This is a genomic window from Candidatus Krumholzibacteriia bacterium (assembly GCA_030748535.1).
GTDB lineage: Bacteria > Krumholzibacteriota > Krumholzibacteriia > JACNKJ01 > JACNKJ01 > JASMLU01.
In genome coordinates this window covers 522,256-549,137 of sequence record JASMLU010000001.1, presented here as the reverse complement: position 1 = coordinate 549,137, position 26,882 = coordinate 522,256, and the positions used below count along the sequence as shown (strand labels likewise).

The following is a 26,882-nucleotide window of genomic DNA, read 5'->3' as shown; positions in this document are numbered from 1 at the left end:
TTGCAAGAGCGAGAACTTGAAATCACCAACGAAAAGGGACTGCACCTTCGTGCAGCCAGTGAACTGGTCAAGCTGACCTCTTCCCTTCCCTGCAAGATTTCCCTGTCCAATGGAGTCATTGAGGTGGATGGCAAGAGCATCCTCGGCGTGGCCGCTCTTGGAGCGGCGCGTGGATCGAAGATCCTGGTTCGCACGACCGGTGAGGGCGAGGAATCATCCATGGAGAAGATCGACGATCTCTTTAAAAGAGGTTTCTACGAGAATGCCCCCTGAAGAACGAAAACCCACGAGCCTGAAAGGGCTCCCGGCTTCTCCCGGGATTTCTCTCGGGCGGGTTCTTCTTCACCAGACGGAAATCCCCACCATTGAGTTTCGCTCCCTGAAGCCCGAAGAAGTCGAAGAGGAAAGTCGACGCTTTTTTGCGGCTCTCCAGAAGGTGGATGACGAAGTCCAGAAAGCACAGGAGCGAGTGGCCGAGTCCCTCGGTGAAGATCATTCCCGGATATTCGAGGCCCATCGGTTCATCCTGAAGGACGAGTTTCTCATCGGCCAGGTTCGGGAGGGCATTGCCGACGGCAAGTGTGCGGAGTGGGCCTGGAGCCGTGCCTGCGAACGGGTCATCCATTCCTTTCGGGATCTGCCCTCGGGGCTTCCCGATCGAAGCGAGGATCTGAAAGACCTGGAGCGAAAGGTCCTCGCCAAGTTGCTCGGACATGGTTCCACCGGATTTCGGGACCTTCACGAGAAGGTGATCATTGTCGCCAGAGATCTCTCTCCTTCGGATACCGTGACCATCGACCGGGACATGGTTCTCGGTTTTGCCATTGAGCGCGGAGGCCCGGCCAGCCATTCGGTGATTCTCGGACGCAGCCTGGGCATTCCCGTGGTGACGGGAGTTGAAGGGCTTCTGGAAAACACCCTTCCCCGGGACGAGATGATCCTCGACGGCCACACGGGGCGCATTGTCATCAATCCTGACAAGGCAGCCCACAGCCGTTTTCAGGAACTGCAGGATGCCTATGCGGCCTGGGGCCGGGAAATGCTCCGTTACAAGGATTTCCCGGCAGAAAGTCGCGACGGCCGCCGCATCGAGCTTCTTGCGAATATTGAGGTTCCCGGGGAAACCAGAGCGGCCAGAGAGCATGGGGCGGGAGGAATCGGTCTTTTCCGCACCGAGTATCTTTTTCTCAGTCGTGATGAGGCTCCAGACGAAGAAGAGCAAGTGGCCGCCTATCGCAGTGTGCTTGAGGACATGGATTCCGACCCGGTCATTATCCGCAGCATGGATCTGGGCGGGGACAAGGTTCCTCACTGGATGCGATTCCCCCGCGAAGAGAATCCTCACATGGGCTGGCGGGGCATCCGCTACTCCCTGGGAGAGGATGAAGCATTCAGGACCCAGCTTCGTGCCGTGCTTCGTGCCGGAGTAAGCGGGAACCTGCGACTAATGTTCCCTATGGTTTCCAGCGTGGAAGAGGTTCGGAGAATCCGGGAGATCCTGCAGGAGGTGCAGGGAGAGCTGGACAGCGAGGGGCTGGACTACGGCAAGGATATTTCTCTGGGCGTGATGGTGGAAACACCGAGTTCGGTGGCCATTGCCCATCTTCTTGCCCGTGAACTGGATTTCCTCAGTATCGGTACTAATGACCTGATCCAGTTTTCTTTGGCCATTGACCGGAACAATCCTCTGGTTTCCAATCTCTATGATCCATTCCATCCTGCGATCCTTCGGCAGATTCGCAGGACGATCAAGGCGGGTCATGGAGAGGGCAATTGGGTAGGGCTTTGCGGCGAGTTGCCCGATGACCCTCTCTTTTTCCTCCTGCTGTTCGGCATGGGGATTGATGAAGTGAGTTGCGCGCCTTACCGGATTCCGGAACTGAAGCGTGTGATTCGACAGATCACCTTCGATCAGGCAAGGCAGGTGGTCAAGGCGGCCTGGGCGGGAAGAACCGCCCTGGAAGTAAGAGAGAACACAAGGGAAGCGGCCTGGGGCTTCTTCCCGGGCCTGAAGGAAATGATGAGGGAAGATGACTCGGAACAGTGATCCCGGCATTCTGGATGATGCTGCAAGAAGAATCGCCGGAGACCCGGAGGGGATGCTCGATCATCTCCGGGATTTCCCGTCCATGCTGCGAGAAGCCCTGGAGCTTCCCCTACAGGATGTACCGCCCCGGCCTGCCCGTTTTCTTGTGGGAGGAATGGGAGGCTCTTCCATTGCTTCGGAAATCCTGGCCGGATTCTGGCGTGCCACCGGAGGGCCGGAACTGATTGCGATTCGTGACTATGCCCTTCCCCCGAGCCGCGAGGGCGATCTTTTTCTTGCCTGTAGTTACTCGGGGAACACGGAAGAAACCCTGTCTCTCTATTCGGAGGCCCGCGACCGGGACCTTCCACGCTTCGGAATGTGCTCGGGGGGAATGCTGGCGGAGAACTTGCGGGAGGATGGTCTTCTGCGATTGCCGGTTCCTGAAGGAAAACCTCCACGGGCCGCCCTTCCCTACATGCTGGGACGACTTCTCCGTCTTTCCGGGGAGTGGGGCTTCGGGCTTTCGCAGGAAGAGATCGTGGATCTTCACGAGTCTTTGTCGAAGACCCTTGATCTCTGTCACCCGGATCGCCCGCTCGTGGGGAATCCCGCCAAGGGAGCCGCAGAACTACTCGGGGAATTTCGACCGGTTCTCGTGGCTCTCAGTCCTGCTTATGAAGCAGTAGCCACCCGTCTTCGCGGGCAGTTTGAAGAAAACGCAAAGAGATCGTCCCTCTCCCGTTCCCTGCCCGAGTTGCATCATAACAGCTGGATTCCCTGGACCGGGGACCCGGATCCTCCGGGCGCGGCGCTCTGGATCGGCGAGAGCGATGCACATTCCCGGACTCTCCTTCGCAGGGAATTGAGCGAGGAGATCCTGAGAGAGAGAAAGCTGCCCGGGATCAACATTCCCTCTTCCGGCCATTTCCTCTTCAGCAGACTGTTGACAAGTGTCCTGTTTGGCGATTTTATAACAGTCTATCATGCACTCATGCGTGGGGAAGAGCCGACCCATGTGCGTCCCCTCTCTGCCATGAAAGAACGCCTGAGTAAAACAGGGACACAGGAATCGTAATGAAAGCCATCATCCCGGCGGCGGGAGTCGGAACCCGGCTTCGACCGCACACCTACAGCACTCCCAAGGCACTCCTGCCCGTGGCAGGACGCCCCGTATTGGCGCACATTCTGGACTCTCTCGTGGGGCTCGGACTGGAGAAAGTGGTTCTTGTGGTGGGCTATCTCGGGGATGAGATTCTCGACTGGGTTCGCAAGAACTACGAACTGGAAGTGGAGTTCGTTCTTCAGGAGAAACGCGAGGGTCTCGGCCACGCCTTTCTCATGGCCATGGAGAAGGCCTCCCTGAGGGAAGGTCCGGCCGTGGGCGTGCTGGGCGATACGATTTTCAAGGCGGATCTTGCACAGTTTCTTTCTCTGGGCTCCCATGCGATGGGGGTCAAGCGGGTGGAGGATCCCCGGCGTTTCGGGGTAGCCGAACTCGAAGGCGGTCGCATCAGCAATCTGGTGGAAAAGCCGGAGCATCCAAAGAGCGATCTGGCTCTTGTCGGTCTTTATTCTTTCAGTGACCTGGCTCCTCTCTATCGAGCATTGTCGGATATTGTGGCTCGCGACCAGCGGACCCGGGGGGAATACCAGTTGACCGATGGCTTGCAGGCCATGATTGATGCGGGCGAGGAACTTCTCCCCTTCGAAATCGAGAACTGGTATGATGTCGGAAAGCCGGAAACCTGGCTCAAGACAAACCGGGTTCTTCTGGAAAGCGCCGCCAAACTTGAGGCGCGGGATGGTGTGGAGATCATTCCTCCGGTCTATCTTCATCCGGACGCCATTGTGGAAGAGAGCAGGATCGGTCCCCATGTCTCTGTGGGTGCCGGATCAAGGGTCATTTCCAGCCGGATCGAGAACTCGGTGATCGACGAGGGTTGCCGAGTGACAGATAGTACATTGTCTGCTTCCCTGCTGGGCGCAAACTGCGAAGTTTCCAGAGCCGAAGGGCAAGTGATTTTGGGAAACGAGTCCGTCTTCATGGGCGGGAAAGAATAGGAGACAAGGTGGCCGAAAGACACCTCTTCACATCCGAGTCTGTAACCGAGGGGCACCCCGACAAGGTTGCGGACCAGATTTCCGATGCAATTCTGGATGCGATTCTTGAGGAAGATCGAAGTGCCCGCGTTGCCTGCGAGACCCTGGTCACCACGGGGACGGCGATTATTGCCGGGGAGATCACGACGAAAGCCTGGGTGGACATTCCAAAGATCGTGCGGGAGACCATTGCGGAGATCGGCTATACGAGTTCCGACATGGGCTTTGACAGCCATACCTGTGCGGTGCTGACCTGCATCGACAAGCAGAGCCCCGACATCAATCAGGGCGTGGACCGAAGTGACGGGAAGCCACAGGGCGCCGGGGATCAGGGCATGATGTTTGGCTATGCCTGCAAGGAGACCCCTGAGTTGATGCCTCTTCCCATCGTCCTGGCTCACCAGCTCACAAAGCGCCTGGCAGACCTCAGAAAGAACGGAGAGCTTCCCATGGCTCGCCCGGACGGGAAAAGCCAGGTGACCGTTGAGTATGAGGGAAACAAGCCCCTGCGAATCGATACCGTGGTTCTGGCTACTCAGCACGACGAAGAATGGGAAGTCGAGAATCTGCGCAGAGAGGTTAAGGAGAAAGTGATCCTCCCTGTTCTCAAGAAAAGTGGATATGACTTTGATGGTTGCAAGTTCCATATCAACGGAACGGACAGCTTCGTCATTGGTGGTCCGATGGGGGACGCCGGACTTACTGGACGGAAGATCATCGTGGATACATACGGCGGGAAGGGCAGCCACGGCGGGGGAGCCTTCAGCGGCAAGGATCCTTCCAAGGTGGATCGCTCGGCTTCCTACATGGCTCGCTACATTGCCAAGAATCTTGTGTCTGCGGATCTTGCCGATGAGGTCGAGGTTCAGTTGGCCTATGGAATTGCTGTGCCGGAGCCGGTCAGCGTGATGGTCGACAGCTTCGGGACTGGAAAAGTGAGCGATGCTTTGCTTCAGGAAGCGGTGCGCAAGGTCTTCGACCTCCGCCCGGCACTGATTATCGAGCATCTGAATCTCCTTTGCCCCCAGTACCGCAAGACTGCGGCCTACGGTCACTTTGGAAGGGAAGATCAGGGCTTCCGCTGGGAAGACACCGACAAGGCAGAAGAACTGAAGCAGGCTCTTGAGGCCGCAATGAGTCAGGGATCCTGATCAGGATTCTGAAAGGAATGGGAATGAAGACGGAAACATTCAAGGTTGCAGATCTTTCCCTGGCCTCGGCAGGGCGAATGAGGGTTGAGTGGGCGGAAAGCCGGATGCCCGTGATGATGAGTCTTCGCGAGAAGTACTCCAAAACCCGCCCCTTTGAGGGACACCTGATCGCAGGTTGCCTTCATGTGACCAAGGAAACGGCGGTTCTGGTGGAAACCCTGATCGCCGCAGGTGCGGAAGTGGCCTGGAGTGGATGCAATCCCCTGTCCACCAATGACGAGGTCGCGGCCGCACTGGCTGCTGCCGATGTGCCCATCTATGCCTGGCATGGAATGAACACGGAAGAGTTCTACTGGGCGATTGACCAGTGCCTCGACGCGAATCCCACCCTCACTCTGGACGACGGGGCGGATCTGATTTTCCGCGCTCACTCCGAGCGTCCGGAACTCTGCTCCCGGGTGCAGGGGGGAACCGAAGAAACCACGACGGGCGTCCACCGGCTTCGCGCCATGGGCGAAGACGGAAAGCTTCTCTATCCTGTCGTGGCAGTGAACGATGCGGAAACCAAGTGGGATTTTGACAATGTCTTCGGGACCGGGCAGTCCAGCATCGACGGCATTCTCCGCGCAACGAGCATCCTGCTTGCCGGCAAGAAGTTTGTAGTCGCCGGTTTCGGCCACTGCGGCCGGGGAGTGGCCATGCGTGCGCGGGGCATGGGGGCCGAAGTGATCGTGACCGAGGTGAAGCCGACCCAGGCTCTGAAGGCCACGCTTGAAGGCTTCCAGGTGATGACCATGGATGAGGCTGCCCGGATCGGTGATGTCTTTATCACTGCAACCGGCATGAAGGACATCATTGTGGGCCATCACTTCGAGTCGATGAAAGACGGCGCGGTGGTTTGCAACACGGGTCACTATGACTGCGAACTGAAGCTGGAAGAACTCTCTGCGCTTGCAGGCGAGGGTCGTGAGATTCGAAAGGACAATGAGGAGTTCCGGCTTCCCTCCGGCAACCGGGTTTATGTTCTGGCCAAGGGCCGCCTGGTCAATCTCGCAGCAGCGGAAGGACATCCTTCCGAGGTCATGGACATGTCTTTTGCCAACCAGTTTATGAGCCTGCTCTGGATGAGTCGCGAAGGCAAGGGCATGGAAGCGCGGGTCTTTGATATTCCCCTTGAACAGGATCGCGAGATAGCGGCCCTGAAGCTAAAGACCATGGGCATTGCAATCGACAAGCTCAGTGATGAGCAGATTGCCTATGCCACGGATTATTCGGCGGGTACCTGATTCCGGAAGCCAGGGGCCTGGCGCCCCGGGCCTTTATCCAGAAAGAGCGAAAGATGACGAAATTCCTCATGGTGGGGATGGGCGGTTTTCTGGGCTCCGTGATGCGTTACGGAGCGGGGCTTGCCGTGCTCAAGCTACCCTGTGCGAATTGCTCGCCTCTGGCAACTCTTCTGGTGAATGCTACGGGATGCCTTCTCATCGGTTTTCTCGGGGGACTTGCGGAACTTCGTGGTTTCTGGGGAATGGAGTGGAAGCTCTTTCTTATGATCGGTTTCCTCGGAGGATTCACCACCTTCTCCGCCTTCGGTCTGGAGTCCTTTGAGATGCTGCGGGAAGGGCAGTGGGCGATGGCTGCCGGAAATGTGTTCCTGCAGGTTTCGATCGGGATCCTTGCCGTCTGGGCTGGTTTTCTTCTCTCTCGCCTTTTCTAGCGGCTTGCCTTCTTCAGGAAGAGAATGCCCAGGGTCAGGAAGATCAGGTTCGGGATCCAGGCAGCCGCCAATGCTGACATGACTCCAGCATGCCCGAGTGCCATTCCGATTCTCAGGAGTGCGATGTAGGAGAGCCCTACGCCCACGGTCCAGCCCACTCCCGCGGCCATGGTGATTCTCCGGTGTCGGGCACTCAAACCGGTGCCGATCAGAAGGATAATCAGATTGGCCAGGGGGTAGCTTCGCTTGATGTGGAGGTCAACTTCCAGGTGGCTTGCATCTTCTCCGGAGCGATTACTGCGTTCAATGTGCTCCCTGAGTTCCTCGTATTGCATGGCATCCGGCTCGCTTTTCTGTTCAAGGAAATCGCGAGGCAGGAGGGCTGGGCCTTCCAGCACTTCCTTCTGGAGGGACAGCATTCTGCCTTCCCCTGATTCCTGCAGCGAGTCCGGTACCTCGGTTATCCTTGCGTCCCGGAGCATCCATTCATCTCCGGTCCAGAAGGCGTGGCGGGCGATGAGAAGCTGGCGAAGGCGGGACTTCTCGAAATCCATGATAGCCAGATTCTGGAAACTCTCCTTCGATGGGTCATACTGCTGGGCCCAGTAAATGCGCCCGTCTTCTCCCCGTCGATAGAGATTGCGAATGCGCTCCCCTGCACGCCGCGGTTTTCGCTGTTTCTTGTCGGCCTTCTCCAGTTCACTGCGGGCATGCATGCTACGGCTGACAACCTGGTCATTGAAAAAGTAGCTGCCAGCACTGAGCAGACTGGTCACAAGAATCAGGGGCAGAAGAATCCGATAGAGTGAGATGCCGGAACTGAAAAGGGCACTCAATTCCCGATCACGGCTCATTCTCCCGAAGGTCCAGAAGGTCGAAAGAAGGACGCAGACAGGGGAAAGAAAGATCATGATCCAGGGGATCTGGAAGAGGTAGAGCTTCGCAATCACCAGTCCGGGTGTCCCCCGGTCGTTATAGCGTGCGATGTTCTCGGAAAAATCAGTGACAAGGAAAAACAGGACAAAGGCCAGAATCGAAAACAGATAGAAGCGAAGGAACTGTTGAATGATATGTCGGTCGAAAACCCGGATCATTTTGACTCCTTCCTCTTCCTCTGCCATTCCTGAAGGCGGGGAAGGAGCGAGAAAGTCCGGCTTTCCCGGTTTGTCCAGTACAGGGTCCAGATTCCCAGAGGAAGAAGGATCATGTTCGGTGTCCAGGTGGCAAGAATCGGGGGAAGGTAGGATCGGTCTGCCAGATTCTCGCCAAGAGCGATCAGTACATAGTAGGCGGAGAAGAGGAGAATGCTGAAGGCCACACCCCATGACTTTCCGCTGCGCCCGGTCTTGATGCCAAGGGGCGCACCCAGAGAGAAGAAGACCAGAACAGCAAAGGGGATCGCGTACTTCTTGTGCCTCTCCACTTCGTAGCGGGAGATCTTCTCCTTTTTGGTCGCGATATTGCGGGCCAGATTTTTCAGCTGCTCTTTTGTATTCTGTTCCAGTCTTTTCATGGAGCGGGCATCGACGGCCTGAGGAGGAGTGTCCAGAAGCGCCAGATTCTTTTCGAGAGCCTCTTCTGCGACCCGCTTCATCTGCACGGTCATCGTGTCCACTTCTGCGCGACCCTTTTCAATCCTCTCCGACAGCATGACGGTGTTCAGCTCCCGGTCGCCCCGCCAACTGCTCTTCTTTCGAATCAGGTCCCTTTCGGAGTCCTCGTGAAGCAATTCCATCTCCTGAAAACGGGTAAGACGAAGCTCCTCCCGGTTTGCCGGGTTGATCTCGAACTGTTCCCCATCTTTCAGGTGCATGCGGAGTTGGCTTCCTTCTGCGGGCAGGATGCGTCCCCACTGTGCAGTAACGACCGAGGTCACTCCTCCCCGGTCCGTTTCAAAGAGGTAGAGGTCCAGAAGGTCACCACTCGGATCTTCCATGCGGCGGGTGTAGAGGGTAAGCCCCGGAATGTCGTCGATGAATCGTCCCGCCTCAATGGCCAGCGAAGGCTTCTTCCTGTGGATATCACTCTGCAGACTCCTTAGCCGGTGATTGCTTTCGGCCATGAGGAAATTGTTGAAGAAGAAGACGAAGATCATCAGGGCCAAGGTCGCGAGAAAGGGACCCAGGATGATTCGGTAAAGGCTGACTCCCCCGGAGCGAAGTGCTGCGATTTCGTTTTCTTCCTCCATCTGGGAAAAGGCAAGCAGGGTGGACGGAAGGACGGACATGGGAATGGTCAGTGCGAGAATGTGTCCCAGACTGAGACCAATCATTTCCAAAACCGTCAAAAAAGGCACATCATGTGCGAGGAAAAGCTCCAGAAGTTGGATGACAATGTTGATCAGGAATAGGAAGGTCAGAACCCCGAGGCTCAAAAAATAGGGAGCCCGGTGGTTTGAAAGGATGTAGCGGTCGCTGATTCGGAACATTTCCTTTTCCTGTAGGAGTTTAGCAGGCAAGCAAGGCTAATTTTCCTTGCAGAATAGGACAAGCTTTTTCACTCTTCGACCTCAGGGAAGAAGAGCGCAGAGAATCGGGCCGCTTTTCTCCGGATCGCCGTGACGTTCTCCCGTCCCACGGAAGGGACGGGTCTGTCCCCCGTGGGGGACGGTTATTGAGAGAGGTTTCATGCAGCAAGCGACAAGAAGGAACCGGCTCCTGCTGCTTCTCCTCTTTCTTCTGTCTGCGGGGAGTCTCGCAGAAGTTCTCCCGCTCCGCGATACTCCCGTCCCCGGTCTGCTGAAGTACTCGGAGCAAAGTCGCTACTTTCCGCTGGATCACCGTGTTCGCGGGCTTCATGATTCTCACTGGCTCGCTTCCGATCTGCGTCTTTCTTCGAAGACGGTCTTTTCCCAAGATGAAATACGGATCCTCTCGGAAAGTTCCTGGGTAATATGGACTCGCCGCCCGAAGATTCTGGAGCAAATCACGAGTTGTTCCCTGAGAGAGGATCCCTGGGGGCTTCAGGGTAGCCGGACTTTCCCCGGCAGCTTGAGCCGGGATCTCATGGATCGCGAGGAGTATCTTCGTCGGAAAATCCGGGATCGCCGGCGCGAAACGATGCTGAAGAAGGCGGCGCAGACGCGGCAGGAACTGGTCGGTCAGGAGAAGCGGGGGAGTTGGGCGGACTTTGATATTCCCATCAAACTGCCTGCGAGTATCGAGAGAGTGGTGGGCCGGGGAGAGAAGAGCAATATCACCGTGACGGGTCGGCAGTCGATTTCCTTCGGAGGAACGTCCACGATCACCAACAAACCTCTGACCGATGAGTCCGGTCGCGGGCAGGATCTCTTTCCACGCCTGGAGATGAAACAGGATCTCTCGATCAAACTCAGTGGAACCGTCGGCGAGAAGGTTCACGTGGAGGTGGAGAGCCATGGGGAGCAATTGAGTTCGAAAGCACAGAATATCCGTCTTCGCTATGAAGGGGAAGACGACGAAGTCATCCAGCTCATCGAAATGGGAGACACCCACCTGACGCTTCCCACGGCGGGACTGATCACCTACAGCGCAAGCAACAAGGGCCTTTTTGGAATCAAGCTGCTCGGCAATCTCGGCAACCTGGAGTTTACGGCCATTGCCAGTAAGCAGGAAAGCGAGATGAGCAGCCGGACCTTCAACAACACGGGTCAGGTGGTTCAGAGTGACTATGTTCTGGATACGCAGTTTCTCGCCAACCAGTTCTTCTACCTCGATCACCCCGGTTCTGCGGAAACCTATTACCACTGGATTGTCGACGAAGCGACTCTGAATGTCTTTCTTGAAGACTTCGTTCCTCCGAGTCCCCAGGGGGAAATCCAGTATGCCGGTTATGCCCTGGTCGACAGTCTGGGTGACGGTCTCGCCGACGGGGGCGAAGGCCACGACCTTTCATTCGGTTCTTTCCGTCTTCTGACCCTGGGAACCGACTACATCCTCCGTCTCGACCCCGAGCAGAACTTCGTCGCTCTGGAACTGAACTACCCGATTCAGGAGAGCGACATCCTTGCCGTCAGCTATGTGGCCCACCATTCAGAGACCGGCGACAGCCTTCATGTGGGAACCGTGGACCTGAGCACGAGCGAGGGCTGGTTCACCGAGAACCCGGATACGCTGGCTCTGGAACTGATCAAGCCGGAGAACTTTCTGCCGGAAAGTCCAACCTGGGACTATATGTTCCGGAATGTTTACAGTCTTGGCGGACGCAATCTGGACTACAACACGCTGGAAGTGGAAGTTCATCGGGTGTCCACAAGACCCGACCCTTCTCACCCCGAAGGCGATACGACTCCCTATCTGAGAATCTTCGGTCTGGACCAGTATTACGGGACGGGAAGTTCCAGCGAAGGGCATGACGGGAAGGTGGACCAGGTCTGGGTAGATGAATCCAGAGGGCTGCTCTTCTTCCCCTACGTCAATCCCTTCGACCCTCCGGAGGAACTCGTTTACGATTGGACCAGTACGGGTGTGGACAGCTTTTTTCTGGCAGAAGAGAGCGATGATCGCAACCCTTACCTCTATGAAATCGGGAGACGGGATCTCCTGAAGGATCCTGCATACAACCGCTACCTGATTCGCTACAGCTCGGCCACGGTTTCCAGCCGCTTCAACCTGAATGCCTTCGACATCATGGAGGGGAGCGAACTGGTCACGCTCGATGGGCAGACTTTGAGCAAGAACACGGATTACCGGATCGATTATTTCTCGGGAGAAGTGGAACTGATCGGAGATGCCGCCAGCCGTCTGACGCCGGACAGCAATATTTCGATCACCTACCAGTACAAGCCGATTTTCGGGGGCGGGAAAAGCAGCCTGGTCGGGCTTCATGGAAACTACCAGTTTGGGAAAAACGGTCGTGTGGCCAGTTCCTGGCTGTATGAAGCTCGTTACAGTGGCTCGCGCAGACCTCGACTGGGGGAAGAATCCACGCGCAATGTGGTCGGAAACCTTCTGGGCAACTACCAGATGGAACCCGAGTTTCTCACTCGTGCCATGAACTATCTGCCGAGAGTGGATACCGATGCGGCGAGTTCGCTGAAGATTTCCGGAGAAATCGCCGTCAGTTTTCCCAATCCGAATGTCGATGATCATGCCTATCTCGATGACATGGAGGGAATCGAGGATGCCGATGACCTGTCCCTGAGCCGCAGTCTCTGGATGGAGGCCAGCGAGCCGGTCGACTGGATTCCCAATATCGGCGGAGCGGATATCCCCGTTCTTCCGGAGAACCGGGCTCAGGCTGCCTACTGGCTTCATCCGCAGCAAACGACCTTCCGCAGGGACTTCAACCTGAGCCTCCCCGATCAGGAGTCTCGCGAAACGGTGGATGTTCTTCGTCTCGAGATTCCGGTGAATCTCAAGCAGGATCAGATTTCCGTCTGGCCTGCCCTGCAGGAAGTAAATGATGCCAATGTCGCACTTGGCGATAGCCTCTGGTGTGGACTCATGCAGGGTTTCAGCGGAGAGGGACTCGATCTCAGTGAAGCAGAGTATCTGGAGATCTGGGTCAACGACTTCCAGCAGGATTCCACTCTCCGCTACGGAACCCTGCACTTCGACATGGGGGATCTCTCGGAAGATTTCTTTGAACCGGAAAAGAACGAGTTCAATACCGAGGACCGAATCAATCGCGGGACCTTCGATGAAATCGACGAGGATACCGGACTCGATGGCAGTTACGACAGCAGTGAAGAGGGCATGGAGAGTCCCTGGGCTGACGAGAACGATCCTGCCGGGGACAACTATGATGCGAGCGTGCAGTCGGAGAGTTATGCCTATTCCTACTTCAAGGTCAACGGGAGGGAGAAGAACCGGCGCCTGGACACCGAAGACCTCGACAAGGACGGGCAACTGGATGTCAAGGACAGCTATTTCACTCTTGCGGTGGATCTGGATGAGACTCCTCTCATCGACATGGTGTCCGTCTACGATGAAGAGACAGCTTCCCTGCCCGAGGCCTCCAAGGCCTGGCGGCTTTATCGTCTGAAACTGACGGATGCGGGGATTCGAAGTGATGGCGCCAGTGAGCCGGACTGGAGCCGGGTCAAGTATTTCCGCTTCTGGGTAGAGGGAATGAACGAACTGGCGGCCAGCGAACCCTTCAATACGCTTGAGATTGCCAGTATCAAGATTGTGGGCAACCGCTGGAAGAATCACGCCATCCAGTCCTCGGAGGACGGGGTTTCCCTGGAGCCGGAGTCCTGGGGGCCCGGCGAGGACTTTCGTGTAGAGGTGGTCAACACCAAGGACAATGCCACCTTCACCTGGCCCTATGAGACGATTATTGACCCCGAGACAGGGCTGCCCGAAAGGGAGCAGGCTCTGAATTTCGTCTATGAAAGGATCCTGCCGGGACATCAGGTGCTGATCCGAAAGGACTACCAGGCTCTGAACCTGCTCGGCTACCGCTCTGTCTCTTTCTATCTGCACCCGGATGATGAAGCTCTGGGGCATGACTTCTTCGTGCGCGCAGCATTTGACAGCCTGAATTACTACGAGTTGCAGCACAGGCCTGACTCTCCGGGATGGAGGGAACTCAACATCAGCATGACCGACTGGACGGACATGAAGCTCTTCAGCGCCGAAGACACGGTGATGAGTGTCGTAGGGGATCTCAATGTTCCCGGTCGGGAGTACATTCTCCGGAAAGTGGGTTCTCCGGATCTCAGTCGGGTCAAGGCCCTCTACTTTGGTATTCGCAATACCTCGGAAACCGAAGAACTCAATGGCGAGGCCTGGATCAATGACATCCGTGTACGGGATGTGCGAAGGGATGTCGGCTATGCGGGGAAGGTCAATGCCTCGGCCAATCTGGCCAATGTCCTGAACATCGGTGCCAACTTCCAGGAGACCGATCCCGAGTTCCGCGGACTGAGAGCGACGCAGGGGTCAGGGCAGAGGAACCGGAACTGGGGAGTCAATGTTTCGACTGATCTTCAGCACTTCCTTCCGCTCTTTGGATACCGGATGCCTGTCAGTGTGAATCGCAGCTTCAGCAGCAGTACTCCGAAGTACGAACCGGGCAGTGATGTGGAGATCACCGATTCCGGGAAGCGAAGGGAAAGTACCTCGGTCACGGAAACCCAGGGCTTCTCGGTGAACCTGAGCCGCAAGCCCTCGCAGAACTGGTTCATGCGTGTCTTTCTGGACAACCTGAAGCTCAATGCTTCTCTCTCCCAGAGAAAGAGCGAGGGACCCTACCGGGTGGATTGGCAGGAAGGGGTCAATCATACGATCTCCTGGCAGGGCAACTTCAAGGAGAGGGAACTTCCCCTGCCTCTGGGAGCCCGTCTGAGGTGGAGCCCCCAGAGTTTGAACCTGTCTTCGAAGACCCGCCGTTCTTCCCAGAAGAACTGGACGGCCATCGGTGAGCGATACAGCCGGAACCCCGATGTGACGAGCGGCAGCATGAACAACAACTTTTCCTTCAACTGGAATCTCTTCCCCTCCCTTCGCGGCAATTTCTCCATGAGTGACAGTCGGGATCTGGAGCATGAACTGGCTCAGCGGGTAGATCTCGGTGGCGTGGAACTCAATCTGGGATTCCAGAAGAGCCAGAGCCAGGGTTTGACGCTCGACTACACTCTTCCCTTCTTTCGGAAGTTCCGCCCCAAGCTCAATTTCAGGAGTTCCTATTCCCAAAGCGTTCCGAGTTTCTCCGGAATCGGGGGGAGCTCTGCCCGTGAAGATGCCCTCAATATCCAGAACACCAACAACCTGAGTACGAACTACAACCTGGATGTGGGGCGCTGGATCCAGAAGGTGACCGGAACAAGCTCCGCTGCCAAGAGCCCATCCCAGAGCATGCCTGCAACGGTGCAGCCGAAGCGCCTTCCATCGCACGTTCTCGTACCCGTGGATCCGCTGCGCGGCCCCGATCCTCGGGCTCTCAAGCGGGTCACGCGTCGCTGGATCGAGGAGCAGGAGGAAGAGTTGGCCCTGACCGAGGCTCCTGCAGACAGCCTCCAGAACTTGAAGGACCCTCTCTACCTTGCCAAAAAGGCCTTTGCCCTGCTGGGAGGGATCAAGCCGATCAAGGTAGATCTGAGCCGGAGACTGGTAAGCAGTTTCAACAATGTGACCGGATCTGCAGATCCTCTCTATCGCCTGGGGTTTATCGAGTCTCCCGGTCTGCCGGGATACGGCAGCGAAGGGGAGTTGCTGGAACTGAAAGAAGCGGACCAGCAGGACGAGACCCGGGACTTCCGGATGTCCAGCGGCATCAACCTCTGGTCAAAGGTGCAGATTTCCACCAATTTCGACTGGTCCCGCACAGACAAGGACAGCCGCTCAAGCCGGAGCATCAACCGGAGGTGGACCTGGCCGAGTTTCAGTGTGGAACTGAGTTCTGTGGAGAAGTGGCCTCTCTGGGGCAATCTCATGGACAGTAGCAGCCTGGGCTTCGGCTTCAAGTCGACACTCACGGAAACGGATAATCTGGGAACCGGTCTGCAGACCCGCAGCGTCGGCAGAGTCTTTACTCCGCACTGGAACATCTCCTGGAAGAACCGCATGAGGAGCAACCTGACGGTCAGCTATCAGTCCACGGAGAACGGGCAGAACACGCAAACGACCCGTAACCGGAATTTCACTGCGGGCGTGGACTTCAACTACAGCCTCAGTTCTTCTTCCGGAAAGCGTTTTCTGGGGCTGACCTGGATGCCGGCCTTCCAGAGCCGGCTGGATATGAGGGCGGCTCTGAAGTACACTCGAGTCAGTAATGTGAGGGTGTCCTCGGATGATTTCACGGAGCCATTGGGGGGAAGCAGCACCTGGAGCTTCTCACCGGGAGCCAACTATCGCTTTTCCGACAAACTGACCGGGGGAGCCACGCTAAACTTCAGCCGCTCCTACTGGGTTTTGACAGGAGAAAAGAAGACCGGCCTGGGACTGACCCTGACCTCGACCCTGATCTTCTAGGAGTCCGATGCGAAAGAGCCCTCTTCCGACACTTCTGCTGGGTCTCCTGATCAGCCTTCCTGCTTTGGCTTTTCCTTCCTTCAATGAGGGTCGTGCCTGGGAGGATCTTCTCGCCCAGTGCGATATGGGGCCTCGCAATCCCGGCTCTCCCGGCCACAAACTCTGCGGGGAGTGGATTGCCCGCTCTCTGGAGGACCTGGGCTACGAGGTGGAGCGACATCGCTTCCAGAAGGCGGACCCCTATGGTCCCGACTCCCTCTCTCTGGTCAATATCAGGGCGAGGATGCCGGGGGCCGATGGCCTCCCGGTTGCCTTTGCGGCTCACTGGGATACCCGTCCCCGTGCGGAGATGGAAAAGGAGAAGGCCAGGAGGAAACTGCCGATTCCCGGAGCCAGTGACGGGGCCAGTGGCGTGGCCGTATTGATGGAACTGGCCCGAATCTGTGCGGAAGTTCCTCCTCCCCTGCCCGTTGAATTTCTCTTCTTTGACGGGGAGGACTATGGCAAGGCCGGGGAGAGAGAGCATTTCCTCCTCGGAAGCCGAACCTTTGTCGAGGATCATCCTTCCTGGACTTGCCGCCTGCTTCTTCTGGTCGATCTGGTGGGGGGAAAGAACCTGAAATTGCCCATGGAAGCCTATTCCCTGGCTGCATTGCCGCAGGAAATGGCTCTCATCTACTCTCTGGCTGCCGAACTGGGGCTTCCCGCCTTTCTTCCCCGGCGAGGAACTGCCGTCTGGGATGATCATGTCCCTTTCCTGGAAAAAGGGATTCCCGCCATCGATCTGGTGGATCTGGAGTATCGCTATTGGCACACTCTGGAGGACCGTCCGGAGAACTGCTCTCCCAATTCCCTCTTGCAGGTGGGAACCCTTTTGCTTGCTCTGCTTTACGAGAGCCTGCCCAGCTGGTAATTTGCCCCTTGCGGGAGTCCCTGAACTTGGCTAAAGTATGCGTGAAGTGGGTGGGAACCCACTTTTTTTCTTGCCCGAGCTGTGAGGGAGCTATGCACGATCAACTGGAAGCATTGATTCATGCCCAGCTTCTGGAAAGCGACTTTGAGCTCTATGACTGGAGAATCGACCGTGGCGGGAGCCGGGGAATGATGCTCCGTATCTACTTGCACGGTGAAAAAGGTCCGGGGCTGGACGATTGTGCCGCCATCAGCCGGAATATCTCGGCGGCCATCGAGGAAGCGGGTCTTCTGGACGGGGGCTATGTTCTGGAGGTTTCTTCTCCGGGCATGGACCGTATCCTGAAGACAGCGCGCCACTTCGAGATTTCGACCGGTGCTCGTGCCTCCCTGAGGCAGCAGGGGGAGAGTGGCGAGATCCGGACTCTGGAAGGCGAGATTCTGGGATTCGAGGACGGTCAGGTTCTTCTGGGACTGAAAAACGGAAACGAGAGGCTTCCCCTGGAGGAAATCCAGGGAGCCCGACTCTTGCCCGATTACTCCTTTCGCAGGAGCAAGAGGGATTCTGATGGAGGAACGCATGAGTGACGGCTTTTTTGACGCACTGGTACAGATCACCCGGGAGAGGAAGGTCGATCGGGAAACTCTGCTGGAGGCCCTGATCTTCAGCCTCCGTTCCGCAGTTCGTCGCAAGCACGGGAGCGAGGCCGAGGTGGATGTGGAGATTTCTCCTGAAAAGGGCGAGATCGAGGTTCATCTGGTCAAGCGCGTGGTCACCGAAGAGGACCTCATCGAGGAGGACCAGGAACTGACCGTGGATGAAGCGGAAGAGTTCGTGGACAACCCCGAGCCCGGTGATGTGATTCGGATTCCCCTGGAAGTTTCGGAATTCGGGAGGAATGCCATCCACATTGCCAAGCAGGTGCTGGTTCAGGGCGTGAAGGATGCGGAGCGGGAGAACATCTTCAACGAATACAGCGGTCGCGTCGGAGAGATCATCACGGGCACGGTTCAGCAGATTGATCGCGGCAGTATCCTGATCAATCTGGGTCGCACCGAAGCCCTCCTGCCCTGGAGAGAACAGATTCGTCGTGAGCGTTTTCATCAGAGCGAAACAATCCGTGGGCTGGTTCTGGAAGTCCATCGGGAGAGCAAGGGTCCGCAGATCATCCTCAGCAGAACTCACCCGGATCTTCTGGCTCGTCTCTTCGAACAGGAAATCCCGGAGGTCTATGAGGGCCTGGTGGAACTGAAGGGGATTGCCCGGGAGCCGGGCTGGAGGAGCAAGGTGGCCGTTCACTCTCATGATGAGAGAGTGGATGCGGTGGGAGCCTGCGTCGGCATGAAGGGTGCCCGTGTCATGGCGATTGTGAAGGAACTCAGCGGTGAGCGCATCGACATTGTTCCCTGGGACGAGGATGTTGCCACCTATGTCTCCAGAGCTCTCTCTCCCGCCCAGGTGTCCGCAATCCGGATTCTGGACTGGGATAATCGCGAGATGCAGGTCATTGTGGAGGATGACCAGCTTTCACTGGCCATCGGCAGGGAAGGGCAGAATGTCCGTCTTGCCGCCCGACTGACCGGGTGGAATCTGGATCTGGTGACCTCCACCATCCTGAAGATTCGGGAGCAGGCGGCAGAGGAGATTCCCTTTGTGCTTTCCGAACTGCCGGGGGTCACGGACAAGCTTCTTGAAGTGATGAAGGAAGCTGGAATCGAAAGCGTGGCGAAGATCGTGAAACTGGGTCCCGATGCCCTGCAGGAACTGCCCGGCGTGGGAGAGGTCAAGGCCCAGGCCCTCTTCGACAATGCTCTTGTCGAGGACGAGAGAATCGTGAAAGCCCGCAAGGATTTCATCGACAAGGAACTCAAGGCCCACGAAGAGCGCGCCCAGGAGGCTCGCGATGCGGAGGAGGCCCAGATTTTCAAAGAGGATGCTTTCTCGGAGGATGAGGAAGAGCCAGCTGAAAGCGAAGAGGTGGATGCTTCCACCCTGACCTTCAGTGAGGTGGATGACTCTGGGGAGGAAGCGGAATCTCAAGAAGAGGCCGCAGCGGATCCCGTCGAAGTGCAGCAGGAAGATGCTCCTTCGGAAGAGGAATCGGTAGAGGCTGCGGAGACGGGATCCGAGTCCGGGGATGCCTGAGGAACCTGGATTGGACAAGTTTCGGGCCGCGCTGCATATGGCCCGCAAAAGCGGATCCCTGCTGATCGGTTTTCGTGCCGTTCGGCAGGCCCTGCACCGGAAACAGTGCAAGTTGCTGGTTTTCGCAGAAGATGCAGGAGAGTCCCTTTTGAGAATGGAAACAGGGGAAGTACCGGTTCTTAGAACCGTGGATCGAAGAACTTTGGGAGCCTGGATGGGGCGGAAGGAAATCTCCGTTCTCGGGCTCACGGATCCGAATCTGGCACAGGCTGTTTCCCGTGCCGGTGAAGGATTGAAAGCGGGAAGAAAGAGGGAGGCCTAAGTGGCGAAGAGAATCTACCAGGTTGCCAAAACCATCGGTGCCAAGGGTGTCGACCTGGTTCACTATCTCAGGGATCAGGGTTTTGATGTCAAGAGCCATATGTCGCCCTGCTCGGACGAGATGATCGAGTCCCTCGGGAAGAAGTACCCGGAGTTTGGCAAGGCTTCCAAGCCTGCCAAGAAGGCGACCAAGAAGGTGGCGAAGAAGGCAAGTAAGAAAACGGCCAAGAAAGTGGCGAAGAAGGTAAGTAAGGTAGCAGCTTCGGAAGAAGAGGAAGCCGCCGTCGCCCTGGAAGAGGTTTCCGAAGAGCCGAAGGCGGAAGAAAAGGAAACACAGAAGCCAACCGAAAAAACGGAGCCGGAGGAGAAATCCGGGGAAAGCAGTAAAGAGGAAAGCACTCCGGAGGTGGAGGAAAAGAAAGATAAGCCACGAGTGATTCGCTATGCGCCGGGCTTCGGCCCGGGGAGCCGTTCCCAGCGTCCCCAGCGTCCAGCTGCAGAGTCCAGCGGTGGGCAGGAAAAACGTCAGGGCCAGGATCTCCTGACCGGCTTCAAGTTCAAGTCCCAGGGTGGCCGAGGCGGCCCGGGAGTCCGCGGCAATGTTAGCAGTGCAAGAGGAACCGCCGGTGCTTTTGGCAGTGGCCCCAGCCGCCGGAAGAAAAGGAAGAAGCGCGGAACCTCCGGTCTCGCTGAACAGGAAATCGCCAAGAGCGTTCGCCAGGCCATGGCCGATACGGGAGGAAAGACCCGGAAGAGGCGCAAAGGATCGGAGGGAGAAGAGGGTGAAGAGGTGCTGGAAGCCAACACTCCTCTCAAGGTTCTTCCTCTTTCCACGCTCTTTGAACTTGCCCAGGCCATGGACGTGCCGGAAACCGATGTGATCGCCAGTTGTCTGCAAAACGGGATGATGGTGACAATCAACCAGAGACTGGAAAAGGAAGATATCGAGTTGATCGCCGCTGAATATAGCTTCGATGTCGAGTTCCTTAGCGAGTACGGGGAAGAGAAGGCAGAAGAAGTGGTGGAGGTGGATGAGTCCGATCTCTCCTCTCGTCCTCCCATTGTTACCGTCATGGGTCATGTCGACCACGGAAAGACGAAACTTCTCGACTACATCCGAAAGGCAAATGTGGTTGCCCGTGAGGCGGGCGCGATTACGCAGCACATTGGTGCCTACTCCGTGAAACTACCGGGCGGGAGTGTTACCTTCCTGGACACTCCGGGGCACGAAGCCTTCAGTGCCATGCGCGCGAGGGGAACCTCCGTTACCGATATTGTGATTCTGGTGGTTGCGGCCAATGATAGCGTGATGCCCCAGACTGTGGAGGCCATTGACCATGCGAAGGCCGCGGGAGTTCCGATCATCGTGGCTGTGAACAAGATCGACCTGCCGGATGCAAACCCCGATCGGGTGAAGCAGGATCTCCTTCAGCACGGAATCACGGTGGAAGATTTCGGGGGAGATATCCCGGCGGTTCCCATCTCTGCCAAGCAGGGAATCGATGTCGACAAGCTTCTGGAAATCGTTCTTCTGCAGGCGGAGATGCTCGAACTGAAGGGCGCTCCCTCTCTTTCTGTGAAGGGAACGGTGGTCGAGGCGAAGAAAGATCCCGGTCGAGGAGTTCTCTTTACGGTTCTCGTCCAGCAGGGCACCCTGAATGTTGGTGACTTCTTTGCCGTAGGACAGCACTTCGGTGCGGTTCGGGCTATGGTCAACGAATGGGGTGACAAGGTGACTTCGGTTGGTCCCGGGATGCCCGTGGAAGTCATGGGTTCGGGCGGCGTGCCGGAGCCTGGAGACAGTTTCATGGAACTGGATACCGAGCAGGAAGCCCGCGAGATTTCCCTGAAGCGACAGCAGCTGAAGCGGGAGCAGGAAATTCGTTACAAGAGGCTCCTTACTCTCGACCAGCTCTACACCCAGATCCAGCAGGGAGAAGTCCACGAACTCAAACTGGTTCTCAAGGGCGATGTGGGAGGCTCGGTGGAGGCCATGGCAGACAGTCTCCAGAAACTGAGCACCGAGGAAGTCAAAGTGGTCGTGGTCCACAAGTCCGTGGGCACGATCAATGAGAGTGATGTTCTTCTGGCCGCTGCCAGTAATGCGATTGTCATCGGTTTCCATGTTCGTCCCCAGAGTCAGGCCCGCGATCTGGCCAAGCGCGAAGGCGTGGATGTCCGCACCTATGACATCATTTACGAGGCAGTGGACGCTGTCAGAAATGCCATGGAAGGCATGCTTACGCCTGACCAGGTGGAGAAGGTGACGGGAATGGCCGAGGTTAGGGAACTCTTCCGGGTTCCCAAGATTGGTGTCATTGCCGGTTGCCTTGTGAAGGAAGGCACCGTTGAGCGAAACAACCAGATCAGGATCATTCGCGACGGCATCGTCATAGGGACTCGAAGAATTTCCAGCCTGAAGCGATTCAAGGAAGATGTCCGCTCGGTAGAAAGCGGATTCGAATGTGGAATCGGTTTGGTGGACTTCCAGGATCTCAAGGTGGGTGACCAGTTGGAGTCCTTCCTGACCGAAGAGGTTGCCCGCAAACTCTAGTCGGGAGGGTCCTTGAGGGTTCTCGTCCTGAGGCTTCATTTGCGTCTGCCAGGATGCCGGAGCCTGAAGCAGAGACGAAGTATTCTGGAGTCGCTCAAGAACCGGCTTCGTCGCGATCTGAATCTATCGGTTTCCGAGGTCGAGCCTCGCGACATCCCCGATCGCACAACCTTGGGCGTGGCTTCCGTGGTGGATCACCGAGCTTCAGGAGATTCCCAGAGAACTAAAATCCGAGCTCTTCTGGAACGCGAAAGACGCGTCCAGATTCTCGAGGAAGAATGTGAGTACTGCTAGCATGTCGGGACACTATCGACAGAGACTTGAACACATGATCCAGAAGGCTCTGAGCGATCTCCTGCTCAATGAGGTTCGGGATCCAAGGGTGGAAGGCGTGGTCTTCACTTCCGTGGAGATGAACCGCGATCTTTCCGTGGCCAAGGTCTTCTATATGCCCCCGGTGGGGGAAGACCCCTATGAAGTTACTCGAGGACTTCACAAGAGTGCAGGCTTTCTGCGCGGCGCGGTTGGACGTGCTCTGGGACTTCGGGAGGCTCCCGAGATCCGCTTCCAGATGGATGAAAGTCTCGACCGGGTAAACCGGCTTGAGGAATTGCTGGACGAAGAAGGGGAGTAAGCCCGTGGAAAGGGTCTTCCTCATCGACAAGCCCGAGGGTCCCAGCAGCCATGATCTGGTGGACAGGGTTCGGCGTTCTCTCGGCATTCGAAGGGTCGGGCACACGGGCACCCTGGATCCCTTTGCCTCCGGACTTCTTCTCGTCCTGACCGGGAAGGCCACCCGCCTTGCCGAAGTTTTCCGCGAACATGACAAGCGTTATCAGGGAACGGTTTGCTTCGGCTCCTCCACGGAAACCGATGACCGCGAAGGGGCTGTGCTCGAGTCTCTCGAGGATTTCACAGTCGACCGGGATGCTCTCCATGAGTCAATTCTGGATCTTGCAAGCCGGAAGGAACAGCGGGTTCCCCTGTACTCCGCCATCAAGATCGACGGGGTTCCTCTCTATAAAAGAGTGCGTAGGGGCGAAAAGCCGGAAGCCCCGGTGCGTCCGGTACTGATTCACGACATTCGTCTTCTGGAGCAAAGGGAGAGGGAAGTCGATCTGGAAGTCCATTGCGCTTCGGGAACCTATATCCGTTCGCTGGCCCGTGATCTGGGAGAGATTCTGGGGATTCCTTCACATCTGTCTTCCCTGCGCAGAAATGCTGCGGGTCCCTTTAGCGTGAAGGATGCGGTTTCCATCGAGAGTATCGAGGAGTCAGGGTTTGAGGCGGGCCTTCCTCTCGGGCTTGCCTTTGCGAGTTTACCCTCGGCCCGTGTTTCCGGGGACTTCCTGCCGCGCTTTCTGCATGGGGAACAACCTCGAGCAGAGCAGCTTCAAATGGAATCTCCCCTGCCAGAGCCGGGCACATGGATGCGTTTTTTGGGAGAGGGAGATGCCCTTCTCGCTCTCGGGCGAGTGGAGATGAGGGAAGAGGGTCCGGCCCTGCGTCTTCGTAGAATGCTGGAGGCCTGAGGTGATGATCTATCGGGATCCTGCAGAAGTTCCCGGAGGACAGAGCCGTTCGGTAGCGGTGGGGGTCTTTGATGGCATCCACCGGGGGCATGCGAAGATCCTGGACCAGCTCAAACTTCGGAAGGATGAGGAGTCATTGGACACTTCGCTGGTTCTCAGCTTTGATCCCCATCCTCTTGCGGTGACTCGCCCGGAGCAGTCTCCTTCCCTGATCTGCACTCCTGAGGAGCGATGTCTGGAAATCGGACGACGTGGGATTGATGAAATTCTGCTTCTGCCCTTCAGTCCTGAGTGGGCCGCCCTGCCCTTTGAACAGTTTTGCGCGGAAGTTCTGTCTTCCGCACTCGGAACCCAAAGTCTGGTGATCGGGGAGGACTTTCGAATGGGCCGCGACCGTGAAGGAGGCATTGAGGAGCTCCGGAAGGAAGGTGCTTTGCGAGGCTTTTCCGTGGAGGTGATACCTCCCTGTCTTCATGAGGGGCAGGTGATCAGCAGTACCCGCATTCGAAGGGATCTTCGGGAAGGGCGGCTGGAGGAAGTTGCAGCCCAACTGGGTCGGCCCTGGAGATTGAGCGGCCGTGTCGTTCGGGGTGCCGGCAAGGGAAGGGAACTTGGATTTCCCACGGCAAACCTCGATGCCTTTCTGCCGGAAAAACTGCTTCCTCCTCCCGGAGTCTACCGGGTGGAGGCGAGACTCGAGGATGCGGCCTTTCCGGGCCTCATGAATCTCGGCTGGGCTCCCACGCTGAGGGATTCCTTTGTGGCGGAAGTCCATCTGCTGGACTTTCACCGGGATCTTCTGGGAGAGGTCTTGGAACTGGATATATTTCAACGAATTAGAGATGAACAACGCTTTCCGGATCTGGCCTCTCTGGTTCGGCAGATCGAGGAAGATGTCAGAAATCTGAGACGGTTTCTCGGACGGAATTCCTGATAAAAACCCGTAAAGACTTCAGCTCAGACCCTTTACAGCCGAAAGGGACTGTGTTAGCTTGCTGTCCTGTTGGTGGGTGAAATCGCCTGCCGCCATCGTGTCAGCTCAACCCTCCTGGAGGTATCGACGATGGCACTTGAGCCGAATGCTAAAAAAAGCATCATTGATAAGTATCGACTTCACACCGAGGATTCCGGTTCTGCGGAAGTGCAGATTGCGCTTCTGACGGAACGGATCAGCCAGTTGACGGAACACTTCAAGGTTCACGCGAAGGATCATCATTCCCGTCGCGGACTCATGAAGCTGGTCGGCCGACGCCGCCGGCTTCTTGATTACCTGAAGAAGAACAAGCTTGATGTTTACCGTCAGTTGATCAAGGACCTCGGCCTGCGAAGGTAAGTCGGCAGGAAATGAATTGGGGGGGAAGGTCCCCTCCACCCGAAGGGAGAGTCCCTTCTCATTCCCGCCCATGGCCCATCCGGGCCACGGAGGTAATTCATGCATTCTAGAGTCAGTCTCGAACTGTCAGGGCAGGAGTATGTCCTGGAAACCGGGAAGATCGCCCGTCAGGCGTCCGGTTCCGTTCTCGTTCGCCAGGGCGACACCCTGGTCCTTGTAACCGCTGTTGTCGGTCGGGAAGATCCCGAGCGCGGCTGGTTTCCCCTGATGGTCGAGTACCGGGAAAAGTACTATGCGGCCGGGAAGATTCCTGGAGGGTTTTTCAAGCGTGAGGCACGCCCCACGGAAAAGGAAACCCTGACCAGTCGACTGGTGGACCGTCCCATCCGTCCTCTATTTCCCGACGGTTTCATGAACGAGGTCCAGGTAGTGGCCTTTGTTCTCAGTTATGACGGAGTCAATGAGCCGGATACTCTGGCGATCACTGGTGCCAGCACGGCACTGAACCTCTCGTCGATCCCCTTCGGGGATGTGATTTCCGGTGTGAGGGTTTCCCGGGTGGATGGCAGTTTCAAGGCCAACCCCACGACCGACGAATCTCTTGACAGCGATATCAACATCGTTGTGGCCGGAAGTGACACTTCCATCATGATGGTGGAAGGAAGCGCAAAAGAGGTCTCCGAAGAAGACATGATCGCGGCCATCGAGTTCGCACATGAGAACGTCCGGAGAATGAACGCCCTGCAAAGGGAACTCTTTGAAAAGGCCGATGGCAAAGAGAAGCTCTCTTTCTCTCCGCCGGAAATGCCTGAAGGAATCGCCGAAGCCGTGGAGAACAGCTACGGCGAGGAACTCGATCGTCTTGGTCGCAATGACCACAAGAAGCAGCGGGAAGCAGATCTTCACTCACTCAAGGCGAAGGTTCTCGAGGAGCAGGCCGAAGCTTTTCCGGAGCAGGAGAAGTGGCTTGGCAAGGCCTTCTCTCATCTTGAGAAAAAGCTCATGCGCAAGATGATCCTCGATGAGGAACTGCGGGCCGATGGCCGAAAGCTCGAAGAGGTCCGTGCGATCAGTGTCGAGTTGGGCTACCTGCCCCGCGCTCACGGTTCTGCTCTCTTTACCCGTGGTGAAACCCAGGCGCTGGTCGCTCTGACTCTGGGTACTTCCCGCGACGAGCAGCGAATCGACAGCATTGAGGGCGAGTACTTCAAGCGTTTCATGCTTCATTACAACTTCCCCGGATTCAGTGTGGGCGAAACGGGCCGCTTTTTCACCAGTCGCCGTGAGATTGGTCACGGTAACCTGGCCGAGCGTGCCCTGAGCAATCATGTTCCCGGCGAAGATGTCTTTCCTTACACCCTGAGGATTGTCAGTGACATCACCGAGTCGAATGGTTCGAGTTCCATGGCCTCGGTCTGCGGTGGCAGTCTTGCCATGATGGACGGTGGAGTTCCTCTGGAAAACCATGTGGCTGGTGTTGCCATGGGCCTGATCACCGACGGGGAGCGCTATCGCATCCTGACGGACATTCAGGGACTCGAGGATCACCTCGGAGACATGGACTTCAAGGTTACGGGAAGCGCGAAGGGAATCACAGCCTTCCAGCTGGACACCAAGATCGAGGGTCTTCCCCGCGAGATCATGGCGCAGGCACTGGAGCAGGCCCGGACGGCCAGAGCGCATATTCTGGATGTGATGAATGAGGCGATTGACAAGTCTCGTGAAAGCCTGAGTCCCTATGCACCGAAGATCACTTCGATCAGCATTCCTACGGACAAGATTCGGGACATCATCGGCAAGGGTGGTGCGACCATTCGCCGAATCCAGGATGAGACCGGAGCATCGCTGGAAGTCGAAGACGACGGAACAGTCAAGATCGCTGCGGTCGACCAGGAGAGTGGCGATGCGGCTCTTGACTGGGTTCGGATGCTGACGGCTGATGCCGAAGTCGGAAAGGTCTACGAAGGCAAGGTGAAGGACATCGTCAAGTTCGGTGCCTTTGTGGAGATCCTTCCCGGCAAGGAAGGACTGCTGCACATTTCTGAAGTGGATACACGTCGGATCGACAGGGTGGAAGATGTTCTGCAGGTCGGCGACGCTGTTCAGGTGAAGGTTCTGGAAGTGGACTCTTCCGGCAAGATTCGTCTGAGCCGGAAGGCTCTTCTTCAGGAGGCGGCAGAAAGCCGGTAG

At 56.9% G+C, this 26,882-nt stretch carries 21 protein-coding genes; 19 read left to right on the top strand and 2 right to left on the bottom strand.

Annotated elements, in window-relative coordinates:
• The 7 genes from QGH30_02550 to crcB are packed head-to-tail and all read left to right on the top strand — an operon-like array spanning position 1 to position 6,997.
• Positions 1–273: an HPr family phosphocarrier protein gene (locus QGH30_02550; GenBank protein MDP7021212.1), complete on the top strand. Its 273-nt coding sequence runs from the start codon at positions 1–3 to the stop codon at positions 271–273.
• Positions 263–2,047, top strand: a complete 1,785-nt coding sequence (ptsP, locus tag QGH30_02545; GenBank protein ID MDP7021211.1) for a phosphoenolpyruvate--protein phosphotransferase — start codon at positions 263–265, stop codon at positions 2,045–2,047. The genes QGH30_02550 and ptsP overlap by 11 nt, the downstream gene beginning before the upstream one ends.
• Positions 2,031–3,104, top strand: a complete 1,074-nt coding sequence (locus QGH30_02540) for an SIS domain-containing protein (GenBank protein MDP7021210.1) — start codon at positions 2,031–2,033, stop codon at positions 3,102–3,104. Before ptsP ends, QGH30_02540 begins: the two co-directional genes overlap by 17 nt.
• Positions 3,104–4,090: a sugar phosphate nucleotidyltransferase gene (locus QGH30_02535; protein MDP7021209.1), complete on the top strand. Its 987-nt coding sequence runs from the start codon at positions 3,104–3,106 to the stop codon at positions 4,088–4,090. Before QGH30_02540 ends, QGH30_02535 begins: the two co-directional genes overlap by 1 nt.
• Positions 4,091–4,098: 8 nt before the next feature.
• Complete coding sequence (metK, locus tag QGH30_02530; protein MDP7021208.1) at positions 4,099–5,280, top strand: methionine adenosyltransferase; 1,182 nt, start codon at positions 4,099–4,101, stop codon at positions 5,278–5,280.
• Positions 5,281–5,303: 23 nt separating this feature from the next.
• Complete coding sequence (locus tag QGH30_02525) at positions 5,304–6,566, top strand: adenosylhomocysteinase (GenBank protein ID MDP7021207.1); 1,263 nt, start codon at positions 5,304–5,306, stop codon at positions 6,564–6,566.
• A 53-nt stretch (positions 6,567–6,619) separates the two neighbouring features.
• Positions 6,620–6,997 (top strand): fluoride efflux transporter CrcB, encoded by a 378-nt coding sequence (gene crcB, locus QGH30_02520; GenBank protein MDP7021206.1) that lies wholly within the window; start codon positions 6,620–6,622, stop codon positions 6,995–6,997.
• Here the strand turns inward: crcB and QGH30_02515 are convergent.
• Both QGH30_02515 and QGH30_02510 read right to left on the bottom strand, forming a co-directional pair.
• On the bottom strand, positions 6,994–8,091 hold the full coding sequence (locus tag QGH30_02515) for an LptF/LptG family permease (protein MDP7021205.1): 1,098 nt from the start codon (positions 8,089–8,091) through the stop codon (positions 6,994–6,996). The genes crcB and QGH30_02515 overlap by 4 nt on opposite strands.
• On the bottom strand, positions 8,088–9,425 hold the full coding sequence (locus QGH30_02510; protein MDP7021204.1) for an LptF/LptG family permease: 1,338 nt from the start codon (positions 9,423–9,425) through the stop codon (positions 8,088–8,090). Before QGH30_02510 ends, QGH30_02515 begins: the two co-directional genes overlap by 4 nt.
• A gap of 199 nt (positions 9,426–9,624) precedes the next feature.
• On the opposite strand from QGH30_02510, the gene sprA reads away from it, so the two are divergent.
• The 12 genes from sprA (at position 9,625) to QGH30_02450 (ending at position 26,882) form a co-directional block, all read left to right on the top strand.
• Positions 9,625–15,894 carry a cell surface protein SprA gene (gene sprA / locus QGH30_02505; GenBank protein ID MDP7021203.1) on the top strand — a complete coding sequence of 2,090 codons (6,270 nt, stop codon included), beginning with the start codon at positions 9,625–9,627 and terminating at the stop codon, positions 15,892–15,894.
• 7 nt (positions 15,895–15,901) lie between these two features.
• Positions 15,902–16,807 (top strand): M28 family peptidase, encoded by a 906-nt coding sequence (locus QGH30_02500; protein ID MDP7021202.1) that lies wholly within the window; start codon positions 15,902–15,904, stop codon positions 16,805–16,807.
• Between the two features lie 92 nt (positions 16,808–16,899).
• A complete protein-coding gene (gene rimP, locus QGH30_02495; GenBank protein MDP7021201.1) occupies positions 16,900–17,394 on the top strand; it encodes a ribosome maturation factor RimP in 495 nt (164 codons plus the stop codon).
• A complete protein-coding gene (nusA, locus tag QGH30_02490; GenBank protein ID MDP7021200.1) occupies positions 17,387–18,952 on the top strand; it encodes a transcription termination factor NusA in 1,566 nt (521 codons plus the stop codon). The genes rimP and nusA overlap by 8 nt, the downstream gene beginning before the upstream one ends.
• Before the next feature lie 10 nt (positions 18,953–18,962).
• Positions 18,963–19,274 (top strand): ribosomal L7Ae/L30e/S12e/Gadd45 family protein, encoded by a 312-nt coding sequence (locus QGH30_02485; GenBank protein ID MDP7021199.1) that lies wholly within the window; start codon positions 18,963–18,965, stop codon positions 19,272–19,274.
• Positions 19,275–21,827 (top strand): translation initiation factor IF-2, encoded by a 2,553-nt coding sequence (gene infB, locus QGH30_02480; GenBank protein ID MDP7021198.1) that lies wholly within the window; start codon positions 19,275–19,277, stop codon positions 21,825–21,827.
• A gap of 12 nt (positions 21,828–21,839) precedes the next feature.
• Complete coding sequence (locus QGH30_02475) at positions 21,840–22,121, top strand: DUF503 domain-containing protein (protein ID MDP7021197.1); 282 nt, start codon at positions 21,840–21,842, stop codon at positions 22,119–22,121.
• Positions 22,108–22,461 (top strand): 30S ribosome-binding factor RbfA, encoded by a 354-nt coding sequence (gene rbfA / locus QGH30_02470; GenBank protein MDP7021196.1) that lies wholly within the window; start codon positions 22,108–22,110, stop codon positions 22,459–22,461. Before QGH30_02475 ends, rbfA begins: the two co-directional genes overlap by 14 nt.
• A gap of 4 nt (positions 22,462–22,465) precedes the next feature.
• Positions 22,466–23,359, top strand: coding sequence for a tRNA pseudouridine(55) synthase TruB (gene truB / locus QGH30_02465; GenBank protein MDP7021195.1), 894 nt, complete (start codon positions 22,466–22,468; stop codon positions 23,357–23,359).
• Positions 23,360–23,363: 4 nt separating this feature from the next.
• The gene (ribF, locus tag QGH30_02460; GenBank protein ID MDP7021194.1) at positions 23,364–24,293 is read left to right on the top strand and encodes a riboflavin biosynthesis protein RibF; all 930 of its coding nucleotides are present in this window, start codon (positions 23,364–23,366) and stop codon (positions 24,291–24,293) included.
• 129 nt (positions 24,294–24,422) lie between these two features.
• Positions 24,423–24,692 carry a 30S ribosomal protein S15 gene (rpsO, locus tag QGH30_02455; GenBank protein ID MDP7021193.1) on the top strand — a complete coding sequence of 90 codons (270 nt, stop codon included), beginning with the start codon at positions 24,423–24,425 and terminating at the stop codon, positions 24,690–24,692.
• Between the two features lie 99 nt (positions 24,693–24,791).
• Positions 24,792–26,882, top strand: a complete 2,091-nt coding sequence (locus QGH30_02450; protein MDP7021192.1) for a polyribonucleotide nucleotidyltransferase — start codon at positions 24,792–24,794, stop codon at positions 26,880–26,882.

What these genes read in the sequence shown, in the direction of transcription:
- ribF (MDP7021194.1), top strand. Translation starts at nt 23,364, where the DNA reads ATGATCTATCGGGATCCTGCAGAAGTTCCCGGAGGACAGAGCCGTTCG.
- QGH30_02540 (MDP7021210.1), top strand. Translation starts at nt 2,031, where the DNA reads ATGACTCGGAACAGTGATCCCGGCATTCTGGATGATGCTGCAAGAAGA.
- ptsP (MDP7021211.1), top strand. Translation starts at nt 263, where the DNA reads ATGCCCCCTGAAGAACGAAAACCCACGAGCCTGAAAGGGCTCCCGGCT.
- QGH30_02510 (MDP7021204.1), bottom strand. Translation starts at nt 9,425, where the DNA reads ATGTTCCGAATCAGCGACCGCTACATCCTTTCAAACCACCGGGCTCCC.
- nusA (MDP7021200.1), top strand. Translation starts at nt 17,387, where the DNA reads ATGAGTGACGGCTTTTTTGACGCACTGGTACAGATCACCCGGGAGAGG.
- QGH30_02500 (MDP7021202.1), top strand. Translation starts at nt 15,902, where the DNA reads ATGCGAAAGAGCCCTCTTCCGACACTTCTGCTGGGTCTCCTGATCAGC.
- QGH30_02515 (MDP7021205.1), bottom strand. Translation starts at nt 8,091, where the DNA reads ATGATCCGGGTTTTCGACCGACATATCATTCAACAGTTCCTTCGCTTC.
- rpsO (MDP7021193.1), top strand. Translation starts at nt 24,423, where the DNA reads ATGGCACTTGAGCCGAATGCTAAAAAAAGCATCATTGATAAGTATCGA.
- QGH30_02535 (MDP7021209.1), top strand. Translation starts at nt 3,104, where the DNA reads ATGAAAGCCATCATCCCGGCGGCGGGAGTCGGAACCCGGCTTCGACCG.
- QGH30_02450 (MDP7021192.1), top strand. Translation starts at nt 24,792, where the DNA reads ATGCATTCTAGAGTCAGTCTCGAACTGTCAGGGCAGGAGTATGTCCTG.
- rimP (MDP7021201.1), top strand. Translation starts at nt 16,900, where the DNA reads ATGCACGATCAACTGGAAGCATTGATTCATGCCCAGCTTCTGGAAAGC.
- QGH30_02525 (MDP7021207.1), top strand. Translation starts at nt 5,304, where the DNA reads ATGAAGACGGAAACATTCAAGGTTGCAGATCTTTCCCTGGCCTCGGCA.
- sprA (MDP7021203.1), top strand. Translation starts at nt 9,625, where the DNA reads ATGCAGCAAGCGACAAGAAGGAACCGGCTCCTGCTGCTTCTCCTCTTT.
- crcB (MDP7021206.1), top strand. Translation starts at nt 6,620, where the DNA reads ATGACGAAATTCCTCATGGTGGGGATGGGCGGTTTTCTGGGCTCCGTG.